Below are 11,947 nucleotides of genomic sequence, written 5' to 3'. Positions count from 1 at the left end.
TCTTTCGCGCAGGTACGTCTCAACTGGTGGTGGGAAAATGGAAAACTATGAGGAACATCGTTATAAAATGGTAAGAGTCGGAGCCCTGATCGGTATTTTCGGTAACATTTTCCTAGCATTACTAAAGGGAATCGTTGGATGGGCAGCAGAAAGCCGGGCATTAATTGCAGACGCCGTTCATTCTGCTTCAGATGTAGTAGGTTCAGTTGCTGTGTTAATAGGAGTACGTGCAGCTAAACTCCCGCCCGATAAAGATCATCCATATGGACATGGGAAAGCAGAAACCGTAACAGCTATTATTGTTGCTGTGTTACTTTTTATTGTTGGATTCGAAATTGGTTTAGATGCGGTAAAGGATGCAGGTAATGCTATTGTTATACCAAAACCGGCAGCATTGTATGCTGTAGTTTTTTCTATTCTATTAAAAGAAATAATGTTTCGTTACAAGCATTTCTTGGGAAAAAAATATAGAAGTGAAGCTCTTTTAACAGATGCATGGCACCACCGCTCAGATGTGTTTTCATCATTAGCTGCACTGTTAGGTATTGGCGCCTCTATTATAGGGGATCAACTAGAAATTTCTTGGTTATTATACGGAGATTTGGCAGCTGGATTATTTGTAGCTGTACTAATTATGAAAATGGCCTGGAAATTAGGAAAAGAATCTATTCACAATGCACTTGATCATGTATTACACCCAGAAGATACTGTTAAAATGCGAGAACAAGCGGAACAAATAAATGGTGTAATACAAATTGATGAATTTTTTGCAAGAGAACATGGTCACTATGTCATAGTAGATATAAAAATTGCGGTGGATCCGGGTATCACTGTGGAAGAAGGACACGCTATCGGAAAAAAAGTGAAAGAAAAACTATTACAAAATGAACACATAAAAGATGTTTTTATTCACATAAATCCATATGAAGGCTAAGTCTTCGGAAAGGGGGAAGAAAAAATGAGGGGACAATCTGCGTTGATATTGGGATTTATTGCTGCTCTGGTTATCGCTGTTTTTGCAGTAATTAATGTCGATGGTGTAGAAGTAAATTATTTGTTTGGTTCCGCTGAATGGCCCTTAATATTAGTGATACTTGGTTCTGTAGTGATGGGGGCTGTTATAGTTGGTTCTCTAGGTATGATTCGAGTATATCGATTGCAGCAGGAATTAAAACTCTGGAAGAAAAGAGCAGGACATTCTTCAGGGGCGCAGGAAAATATTAGAGGATCAGGTGAAGAAAATTCCGACTCCATGAAAAAAGGTGCTGTTTCCAAACCAAAATAAGAAGTTTATGTGAAAGGTATGTGACTGATTGTAACCCCTGACCCCCTTTAGTATAATGGGTGGGTCAGGGGTGGTTTTATGTTGAGACCTAAAACGAGATGGGAATGGACAAAAGAGGAATTAAACGGAAATGAAGAATTACAACAAGAAATGAATCTATCTTCTTTAACTTCAAAAATTTTATGGACAAGAGGATATAAAAGTATAGTTGAAGCAAAACAGTTTTTAAATACAGATATATCTCAAACGCATGACCCGTTTTTAATGGATGGAATGCAGCAAGCTGTTGATAGAATAAGACAGGCTGTACAAAACGAAGAGAAAATCCTTGTATTCGGTGACTATGATGCAGATGGTGTTTCAAGCACGACCATTATGATCATGTTGTTAAAAGAATTAAAAGCTGATTTTGGCTGGTACATACCAAATAGATTTACAGAAGGATATGGACCGAACATTCCAGCATTGAAAACAGCAAGTGAAGAGGGAGCTTCACTAGTTATAACCGTAGACACTGGAATAGCAGCTGTGTCAGAAATAGAAGCAGCGGCTGAAATGGGACTTGAAGTAATTGTCACGGACCATCACGAACCGCCGCCAGAACTGCCTAAAGCATATTGCATTGTCAATCCTAAAAAACCGGGATGTCAATATCCATTTAAAGAACTTGCAGGAGCAGGAATTGCTTTAAAGGTAGCACATGCTGTATTGGGTTATTTCCCAAAACATATGCTTGATATCTTTACTTTAGGCACCATCAGTGATCTAGTACCTTTACTAGATGAAAACAGAGCAATGGTAAAAACCGGTTTAAAAGAACTTACTCTTTCTCAAAAGCCGGGAATACAAGCATTAAAAAATATTTGTGGTATTGACGGGGAAGACATTCAAGAAGACCATGTTGGATTTGCAATGGGCCCGCGAATAAATGCAGCAGGAAGAATGGAAGCTGCAGATCCAGCCGTTCATTTACTTACTGCTCAAAACCTAGAAGAAGCCCAGGAGTGGGCTCATGTGATAGATGAGTTAAACAAAGAACGCCAACAGATAGTTAATGAAATGACAAAAGAAGCGATAGAAGAAGTAGAAACAAATTTTCCACTTGACGAAAATAAAGTAATTGTTGTTGGGAAAAAAGGATGGAGTCCGGGGGTTATTGGCATTACCGCTTCAAGGTTAACAGAAAGGTTTTATCGCCCGGTCATTGTGTTAGCAATCGATGAAGAAACAGGAGAGGCAAAAGGGTCTGCCCGCAGTATTGAAGGTTTTGATATGTTTAAACAATTATCTAAAAACCGAGAACTGCTGCCGCATTTTGGAGGTCATCCAATGGCAGCAGGCCTTACGATGAGCATGCACGATATAGAAGAATTAAGAAGCAGGTTATGTAAGCAAGCAGAAGAGGATGTAGAGGAAAGTGCTTTTATTCCAATGACCAAAATAGATCTGCCGATATCTTTACAAGAAGTATCTGTTTCATCTTTAGAAGAAATGAGCAAACTTGCACCATTTGGGGTAGGCAATCCTAAACCAATTTTTATTATCAAAGATGTTGAAATTACTTCTAAACGAAAAATAGGAAGTGAAAAAAACCATTTGAAACTGGAACTTGGCTCGGAAACTATTCGTTTGGATTGTATAGGTTTTCGACTAGGACATTTAGAAGATGAATTAACAGAAAAAGCGACAGCTTCTGCTGTTGGAGAGTTGTCTATTAATGAATGGAATGGCTTTCGAAAACCTCAATTGTTTTTAAAGGATGTGGCTGTAGACAGTTGGCAGTTATTTGATAAAAGAAAAAATAGAAAAAGTCTAGAAGAGCACATAAACCTATTGCCAGATGATGAAACAGCTGTATTAATCTTCCAAGATAGTACATATTCCACATTATTGCCAGTTTTGCAAAATAAGCAGGTACTATACAATACTAAGGAAAAAGAAGAGAAACTTTCAGCAGCTAACGTGGTGATTGCTGACATGCCTTCGTGTATGTCTGAATTAGCTGATCACTTAGTATGTGTTAATAATGTAAAACGGCTTTACGCTTTCTTTGAAGAAAAAAATGAACTTTATTTTCAACCTACTCCAACACGTGATGATTTTAAATGGTATTATGCATTTTTAAAAAAACGGGAAACATTTGATGTGCAAAAGCACGGGGATGAATTAGCAAGAAGAAAAGGATGGCTTTCCGAATCGGTTACTTTCATGACAGAAGTGTTTTTTGAACTTGATTTTGTTACAATGAACAATGGTGTTGTCACTATTAATAAAACGCCATCTAAAAAAGACCTTACCAATTCTTTATATTATCAAAAACATATTCAAAAAAAACAAGCTGAACAAGAATTGTTATATTCTAGCTATAATGAATTGAAAGAGAAATTGGAGCCGTATATTTCAGATGGCTCATTGAAAAATGAATCGAAGGAGAAGGTTGGCAATGGATTTTAAAGATTATATCACTGTAGTAGAAAATTACCCTAAAGAGGGTATTAGATTTAAAGACATAACAACTTTAATGCAAAATGGAAAAGTATATAAAAAAGCAATAAACGATATGACCGCTTTTGCTTCCAATCAAAATATAGATGTCGTTGTGGGACCGGAAGCCAGAGGATTTGTAGTAGGCTGCCCGATTGCATACTCTCTTGGTAAAGGCTTTGTTCCTGTTCGTAAAAAAGGAAAACTTCCTAGAGAAACAGTTGATGTGGATTATGGACTTGAATATGGAAAAGATAGTCTTTCAATCCACAAAGACGCTATCCTTCCCGGGCAGAATATTTTGATTACAGATGACCTTCTTGCGACAGGCGGTACGGTAAATGCTACAGTAAAGTTAGTTGAAGAACTAGGCGGTAAAGTTGCTGGCCTGGCATTTATGATAGAATTAAAATACTTAAACGGCCGAAAAAATCTTGCCCAGTATGATATATACTCTCTTGTTGAATTTGATTAAGGGAATTGTACTCTGTAGGGATGCTGTTTGCTATACTGTTTAGTAAGCTTAATTATAATAGTCCCCAAAAAAACAGTAATTCTTTCGAATGGAAAGAGTTATTCACCCTTAGTTTGATTAAGCTCGCCATTCGGCGAGTTTTTCTAAAAAGGTAAGAAATTATAAATATTTGGCGTTTTACATGTCTAGCTCCAGCGCCTACTCGCTCGAGATTCCTTCGGTTCGTCAATGGAAAGCAAAGATCAGCTTTCCATATGCCGACCCTCCAGGACTTGTCGCTCGTGAGCAAGGCGCTTGCGCTTTTCTTATAAAAGACCGGTATCTTCTACAGCGCTTATTATTTTAGCAGCAGGTATATTGGCCTTTTCTAACTGTTAATAGAAACGTTTGAAATGTTAGAAGGTATATATGATCTTTTAAAATAACTTCCGTTCTGCTGATCGACGGCGTCAGCTTATGTTATTTTCGAAGATAGGAGCAGTCCTTACCATCAACTGAAATTATTTATATTGCGGGCGGGGATTTGTTCTTCTGCTGTTAAGGAATAGGGCTGATCAATGGTATAAAATAAAACGACGGTATTCGTCATAGAAAATCGACGGAAAGCTATGCTTTTCTTAAGCGCGTCAAGCTTCATAATACTTTACAGAATGATGAAACTTAATGATAATATAAGGAAATAAATGATTTTAGAAAGGCATGCAGGGTGATTCCATGACCATCGATGAAGTGTTGGAAAAAGCTCGAAATTATTTGTCGAATGAAGACGTTTCTTTTCTGGAACGTGCATATAAATATGCAGAACAATCTCATAGAGAACAGTATCGTAAGTCAGGTGAGCCTTATATACTGCATCCTATTCAAGTGGCAGGTATACTTATCGAACTTGAAATGGATACTGATACGATAGCTGGAGCATTTTTGCATGATGTCGTAGAAGATACTGAAGTAACTGTTGAGGAGCTGCAAGAGGCTTTTAATGAAGAGGTCGCAATGCTTGTTGACGGCGTAACGAAGCTGAAAAAAATTAAATATAAATCAAAAGAAGAGCAACAAGCAGAAAACCACCGCAAAATGGTAGTAGCAATGGCCAAGGATATTAGAGTTATTTTAATTAAGCTGGCTGACCGTCTTCACAATATGCGTACTTTAAAACATCTGCCGCCGGAAAAGCAGCGTCGTATTTCAAACGAAACATTAGAAATTTTTGCTCCTTTAGCTCATCGTTTAGGGATCTCGACTATAAAATGGGAGCTTGAAGATACTGCATTAAGATATCTAGATCCTCAGCAATATTATCGTATTGTCAACTTAATGAAGCAAAAAAGAGCAGAACGGGAACAATACATTGAAGAAGTTATTGATAATATAAAAGATAGTATGGGAGATATTAATGTAGACCCAATTGAGATTTACGGCCGTCCTAAACACATTTACAGCATTTACAGAAAGATGGTCAAACAAAAAAAACAATTTAATGAGATTTATGATCTGTTGGCAGTTCGCATTATAGTAAAAAGCATTAAAGACTGTTATGCTGTTCTCGGCATTATACACACTTGCTGGAAGCCTATGCCGGGACGTTTTAAAGATTATATCGCTATGCCCAAAGCCAATATGTATCAATCTCTGCACACAACAGTTATCGGACCAAAAGGGGAACCGCTTGAAGTACAAATTCGTTCAGAAGAGATGCACCGTGTTGCTGAATTTGGGGTAGCTGCGCATTGGGCCTATAAAGAAGGCAAAAATGTATCAGGAAAAAAATCGTTAGAAGATAAATTAACATGGTTTCGTGAGATTATCGAATGGCAAAATGACGCATCAGATGCACAGGAATTCATGGAATCCCTTAAAATCGATCTCTTCTCCGATATGGTTTTTGTATTTACTCCAAAAGGAGATGTTATCGAGCTGCCAAGGGGTTCCGTTCCCCTTGATTTTGCTTACCGCATTCATACAGAAATAGGAAACCGGACTATAGGAGCAAAAGTAAATGGTAAGATGGTTCCCCTTGATCATCGCTTACACACAGGGGACATTGTTGAAATGTTAACATCTAAGCATTCGTATGGACCAAGTAAAGATTGGTTAAAGTTAACACAAAGTTCTCATGCCAAAAATAAAATCAAACAATTTTTCAAAAAAGAACGCCGTGAAGAGAATATTCAAAAAGGCAAAGAAATGATTGAAAAAGAGTTAAAGTCTCAAGACTTCGAGGCAAAAAACATTTTAACAGAGGAAAATATACAAGAAGCAGCTGATAAATTCAGTTTTAACGGGGAAGAAGATATGTTTGCGGCTGTAGGATACAACGGAGTCAGCCCAAAACAAATTGTTACCCGCCTTACAGAGAAGCTGCGTCAGCAGCAAGAAAGAGAAGAAGAAGATAAATCTGTTGCAGAAGCAGTAAAAGATGTTTCTACACAAACTATATCTAAAAAGACGAATACGGGAGTTAAAGTAAAAGGGGTAGATAACCTTCTCATACGCCTTTCTAAGTGCTGCAACCCTGTACCCGGGGATGAGATTATAGGTTTTATTACTAAAGGCCGGGGGGTTTCCATTCACCGTGTAGATTGCCCAAATGTAAATAATGAAGAAGCTAAAAAACGATTACTCCCAGTAGAGTGGGAAGGTTCTAATGAAAAACGAAAAAATTACAGTGTTGATATTGAAATCACAGGGTATGATCGGCGCGGATTATTAAATGAAGTGCTGCAGTCTGTTACGGAATCACGGACTAACATTAGTGCTGTCAGCGGCCGTTCTGATAAAAATAAAATGGCTGTTATCGATATTACCATCTCGATCCACAATATTGATCACTTGCACCGAGTAGTAGAGAAAATAAAAAAATTACCTGATATTTATTCTGTTCGAAGAGTAATTCATTAAAATATATAAAGATAGCATCAGAAAGGATAAGTTGTACGTATGAAAGTAGTTGTTCAGCGTTCACAGAATGGGGAGTGTGTGGTAGAAGGAGAAATCACAGGATCTATTAATCACGGAATTGTGGTATTAGTTGGGTTCACTCACAACGATACGGAACAAGATCTAAAATGGATGGCAGAAAAACTCATTCACTTAAGAATTTTTGAAGATGAAACGGGCAAAATGAATAAAGGACTTATCGATACGAATGGTAAAATACTATCGATTTCTCAATTCACTCTATATGGTGATTGCAAAAAGGGAAGACGTCCTAATTTTATGGAAGCTGCAAAGCCTGAAAAGGCAGAAGCACTATATAATCAATTTAATGAAATTCTTAAAGAAAAAGGTGTTGAAGTAGAAACTGGAAAATTTGGAGCAATGATGAATATCAGCTTGACAAATGATGGTCCTGTCACTCTTATTTTAGAAAGCCCTCCAAAAAAATAGCAGGTTGACAACAATCACCTACATTCGTATGATAGATATCAGTTGATAAAAGTTATGCTGATGAAGGAGAAAGTAGGCAGGAGACAAGTATAGACAGAGAGGAACTGCAAGGGCTGAAAACAGTTCTATATACTTCCTGCTGAAAGACACTCTTTAGGCTCTGTTTCGAAAGCAATAGTTAGTAGGAACAGACGTAAACCAGGCGTTAACTGTAGCAAGTGGAAGCACAAAATGCTGCTTCAACCAGGGTGGTACCACGGGTGAAAACTCGTCCCTCGTTGTTTACGAGAGACGAGTTTTTTGTGTGTTATTAAAAAATGTAGAAGTTATGAGAGCAGGGGTTTTCAGTTTTTTTGTACATCTTTTTTGTTTAGAACCTTTCCATAAAATGCTGGTAATAAGACGTTTTCTATTGAAGCTAAAAGGAGCCTAGAAAGGAGCATTACATATGGACATTCGCATACCTAGAGGAACGCAGGATATTTTACCGGGAACCTCTGAAAAATGGCAATGGATTGAAGGCAAAGTTCATGATATTTGCCGAAGATTCAACTATGCTGAAATTCGAACTCCGATTTTTGAACAAACAGAATTATTTCAGCGTGGTGTAGGAGATACAACAGATATTGTGCAAAAGGAAATGTATACATTTACAGATAGAGGCGGCCGAAGCTTAACGTTGAGACCAGAGGGTACGGCATCTGTTGTCCGTTCCTATGTTGAAAATAAACTTTATGGAAGTGCGATTCAGCCTGAGAAGTTGTACTATATTGGTCCGATGTTTCGTTATGAAAGGCCGCAATCAGGCAGAATGCGTCAGTTTTTTCAGTTTGGTGTAGAGGCTATTGGAAGTGATGATCCGGCTATTGATGCAGAAGTCATTGCTATGGCTATGGAATTTTATAAAGAATTAGGTTTAAAAGGATTAAAACTTGTACTTAACAGTCTGGGTGATCAAGACAGCAGAAAAGCTCATAGAGATGCGTTAATCGCTCATTTCAAACCTCATATTCATGAGTTTTGCAGTGATTGTCAAGACAGACTTGAAAAAAACCCGCTTCGCATTCTTGATTGCAAAAAAGACAGAAACCACCCATTGATGGATAATGCTCCGTCTATTTTAGATTATTTAAATGAGGAATCCCGTCAGTATTTTGCTGCTGTACAGCGTTTACTAGATGACATGAATATTCCCTATGAAGTAGACCCTGGCCTTGTTCGTGGTTTAGATTATTACAACAATACCGCTTTTGAAATTATGATTGAAGGTGAAGGTTTTGGGGCAATTACAACGTTAATGGGCGGCGGCCGCTATAACGGTCTTGTTGAAGAAATGGGAGGACCGGAATCTCCAGGCATTGGATTTGCATTAAGTATTGAGAGGTTATTAATGGCCTTAGAAGCACAAAATGTGGAGCTTCCCGTCAATAAGGGATTGGACTGTTATCTTGTTGCTATAGGAGAACAGCCATCAGAAGAAGCAGCAGTTTTATTAACTGAATTGCGAAGGTCTGGTATTTCTGCTGACAAAGATTATGTAAATAAAAAAATTAAAGGGCAGTTTAAGGCGGCAGACCGCATGCAAGCTTCTTATACAGCTGTATTAGGAGAAGACGAGCTGCAAAAAGAAATTATTAATGTTAAATCGATGGCAACTGGAGAACAAACAGAAGTCCCGCTTAAAGAATTTACACATTACATTAGAAAGAAAACGGAGGAAGAAAAGTAATGATTGGACGTACTCATTATTGTGGAGAGATTTCAGAAAAGCTAATCGGAAAAAGAGTAGAATTAAAAGGCTGGGCTCAAACGAGAAGGGACTTAGGACAAGTTATTTTTGTCGATTTAAGAGACCGAACTGGCATTGTACAAATTGTAGCCAATCCCGAAATTTCAGCGGAAGCGTTGGAAAAAATGGATACCGTTAGAAGTGAATATGTACTTGATGTGAAAGGTACGGTCGTTAAAAGAGATGAGGAAACATATAATGAAAAAATTCCAACCGGAACCGTTGAAGTTCAAGTTGATGAAATGACGATATTAAACAATTCAAAACCGCTTCCATTTCAAGTGGATGGAGAAACAGATGTATCAGAAGATGTTCGTTTGAGATACCGTTATCTTGATTTACGTCGTCCTGAAATGAGGGAAACATTTAAACTTCGTCATAAAACGACAAAATTAATTCGCGATTTTCTTGACGAGAATGACTTTTTGGATATAGAAACTCCTATGCTCACAAAGAGTACACCAGAAGGGGCTAGAGACTATTTAGTACCAAGCCGTGTGCATCGTGGTGAATTTTATGCGCTTCCCCAATCGCCGCAGCTATTCAAACAACTATTAATGGTATCTGGTTTTGAAAGATATTTTCAGATTGTGCGCTGCTTCCGTGATGAGGATTTAAGAGCCGATCGGCAGCCAGAATTTACACAGGTAGATATCGAAGCCTCCTTTATGGATAAGGAAGATTTTCTGTCTATGATGGAAGAGATGATGAAAAAGATTATGAAAGAAGTTCATGGTCTTGATATACCTGCGCCGTTTCCTCGTCTTACGTATGAAGAGGCGATGAACCGATACGGTTCAGATAAGCCGGATACTCGCTTTGGCATGGAACTAGTAGAACTTTCAGACATTGTAAAAGACAGTGATTTTAAAGTATTTACTAATGCAGTTAAAAACGGCGGTATTGTAAAAGGCCTGAATGTTAAGGGCGTAGCCGATAAGATGTCAAGAAAAGAAATTGATGACTTGGCTGATTTTGTTGCGGTGTACGGAGCTAAAGGACTTGCATGGTTAAAAGTGGAAGAAGAAAGCCTGAAAGGACCGATTGCAAAATTCTTCAGCGAAGAAGAAACAGCAGACATTCGAAAAGCACTTGATGCACAAGCAGGTGACTTATTGTTCTTTGGCGCAGACAAAAAGCAAATTGTTTTTGATGCAATGGGAGCACTTCGTCTGAAATTTGGAAAAGATCTTGGCTTAATTGATCACAGCAAATTTAACTTCTTGTGGGTAACAGAATTCCCGCTTATGGAATATGATGAAGACGCTGAGCGCTATACAGCAATGCATCATCCGTTTACAAGTCCAATTCGAGAAGATATTCCTAAGTTAGAGGAAAATCCAGAAGAAGTTCGTGCAGAAGCATATGACCTTGTGTTAAACGGCTACGAATTGGGAGGAGGTTCTCAACGTATTTATGAAAGAGAGCTTCAAGAAAAAATGTTTAACGCTCTTGGTTTCAGTGAGGAAGAAGCTCATGAGCAGTTTGGATTTTTATTAGATGCATTTGAGTATGGAACACCTCCTCACGGCGGGATTGCTCTAGGACTTGATAGATTAATAATGCTGCTTGCTGGCCGCAATAATCTTCGGGATACGATTGCTTTTCCAAAAACGGCCAGTGCAAGCTGCCTGTTAACTAAGGCACCTGGGGAAGTAAGCAGCAGTCAGCTTGATGAATTGAATTTAGAAATAGTGGCGTTTGAAGAAGAAGAATAGGGAACAGATCTATAAATGTTCCGTTCCTCTAAACTGTTGAACAAAATAGGAAGGGTCTGACTGAATGTGAAATGTTCTTACCCCTCCCGTAGTATGAAGGTACAAAAAACCAATTTGTCCAGGCGACCACCTATAAGATATATCAAACACTTCCTTTAGAGAATAGGTGTGCTCGCCTGCTTTGATCAAATGAGAATAAAGGTGAATAAAGTCTCGGTATTCTGATTGTGTTTTTTGCAGCCATTCAATTTTTTGTTCGATAACAATTATTTCTTGGCTTGCAAGTGGTTGATCAGCAGCAAGGTCTTCTTCTGCCATGTTAAATCATCTCCTAGAATCTAATTGTATGGCAAAAAACGTGGGGGTTGGGAATCAACAGAAGTTTGTTTTATTGTGTATGCATGTTATACAATGTTAACGAACACTTACTATACCCAGATTACATCAAGTCCAAACATTTAAGGGAAATTTAACAAGAATCAGGAAATTTATCCTATTTTGTTATAACAAAGGCAACAAGCACTTGGAAACACCTTGACCTGATTGCCTCTCCGTGCTATTATATAATCAAATCAATTTGAAGAGTCCTGAGGTGTACGTGGGACACTCATCGTTTTGAGCCAACATTTTCACATTGGGAGCCTGCAGTTTCAATCTGGATAACAAGCCTCTAATGATGTGGACGTTTGAAGGATTGAACAGGGCACCCACCTGCCAAGAGCAGGCTTCAAAACTAAGTTCGTTTGACGGCACATCGGGACTCTTCCAACTTTGAAAAAACAACCCCCTGGGGAATTATCCCCGGGGTT

Annotated in this window: 10 protein-coding genes, 1 other RNA gene and 1 other annotated feature; of the genes, 10 read left to right on the top strand and 1 reads right to left on the bottom strand. The window is 38.3% G+C overall.

The genetic code is table 11. The features are described 5' to 3' along the window. The first annotated feature begins 37 nt into the window (after positions 1-37). The 9 genes from FZF09_RS15605 (at position 38) to aspS (ending at position 11,138) form a co-directional block, all read left to right on the top strand. On the top strand, positions 38-934 hold the full coding sequence (locus FZF09_RS15605) for a cation diffusion facilitator family transporter (RefSeq protein ID WP_158737538.1): 897 nt from the start codon (positions 38-40) through the stop codon (positions 932-934). 24 nt (positions 935-958) lie between these two features. Then, positions 959-1,285: a LapA family protein gene (locus FZF09_RS15600; RefSeq protein ID WP_158737537.1), complete on the top strand. Its 327-nt coding sequence runs from the start codon at positions 959-961 to the stop codon at positions 1,283-1,285. Between the two features lie 78 nt (positions 1,286-1,363). Continuing rightward, the gene (recJ, locus tag FZF09_RS15595; protein ID WP_158737536.1) at positions 1,364-3,739 is read left to right on the top strand and encodes a single-stranded-DNA-specific exonuclease RecJ; all 2,376 of its coding nucleotides are present in this window, start codon (positions 1,364-1,366) and stop codon (positions 3,737-3,739) included. Beyond that, the gene (locus FZF09_RS15590; protein ID WP_158737535.1) at positions 3,729-4,244 is read left to right on the top strand and encodes an adenine phosphoribosyltransferase; all 516 of its coding nucleotides are present in this window, start codon (positions 3,729-3,731) and stop codon (positions 4,242-4,244) included. The genes recJ and FZF09_RS15590 overlap by 11 nt, the downstream gene beginning before the upstream one ends. Positions 4,245-4,425: 181 nt before the next feature. Then, a complete protein-coding gene (locus FZF09_RS15585; RefSeq protein WP_158737534.1) occupies positions 4,426-4,590 on the top strand; it encodes a hypothetical protein in 165 nt (54 codons plus the stop codon). A 353-nt stretch (positions 4,591-4,943) separates the two neighbouring features. Then, positions 4,944-7,142: a RelA/SpoT family protein gene (locus FZF09_RS15580; RefSeq protein ID WP_233269523.1), complete on the top strand. Its 2,199-nt coding sequence runs from the start codon at positions 4,944-4,946 to the stop codon at positions 7,140-7,142. Between the two features lie 39 nt (positions 7,143-7,181). Continuing rightward, positions 7,182-7,631, top strand: a complete 450-nt coding sequence (gene dtd, locus FZF09_RS15575; protein ID WP_158737532.1) for a D-aminoacyl-tRNA deacylase — start codon at positions 7,182-7,184, stop codon at positions 7,629-7,631. Positions 7,632-7,682: 51 nt separating this feature from the next. Further along, positions 7,683-7,910, top strand: a binding site (T-box leader). Positions 7,911-8,079: 169 nt separating this feature from the next. Then, on the top strand, positions 8,080-9,360 hold the full coding sequence (gene hisS, locus FZF09_RS15570; protein ID WP_158737531.1) for a histidine--tRNA ligase: 1,281 nt from the start codon (positions 8,080-8,082) through the stop codon (positions 9,358-9,360). Beyond that, on the top strand, positions 9,360-11,138 hold the full coding sequence (gene aspS / locus FZF09_RS15565) for an aspartate--tRNA ligase (RefSeq protein WP_158737530.1): 1,779 nt from the start codon (positions 9,360-9,362) through the stop codon (positions 11,136-11,138). Before hisS ends, aspS begins: the two co-directional genes overlap by 1 nt. Positions 11,139-11,147: 9 nt before the next feature. Here aspS and FZF09_RS15560 read toward each other — a convergent pair whose 3' ends face one another. Continuing rightward, complete coding sequence (locus FZF09_RS15560; RefSeq protein WP_158737529.1) at positions 11,148-11,456, bottom strand: hypothetical protein; 309 nt, start codon at positions 11,454-11,456, stop codon at positions 11,148-11,150. Positions 11,457-11,719: 263 nt separating this feature from the next. Here FZF09_RS15560 and ssrS point away from each other — a divergent pair. Continuing rightward, positions 11,720-11,903: non-coding RNA, 6S RNA (gene ssrS / locus FZF09_RS15555), on the top strand. The last annotated feature ends 44 nt before the right edge of the window (positions 11,904-11,947 follow it).

Origin of the sequence: Alteribacillus sp. YIM 98480 (assembly GCF_009765375.1) — a bacterium.
Taxonomy (GTDB): domain Bacteria; phylum Bacillota; class Bacilli; order Bacillales; family Marinococcaceae; genus Alteribacillus.
This window is presented reverse-complemented; position numbering and strand designations above follow the sequence as displayed.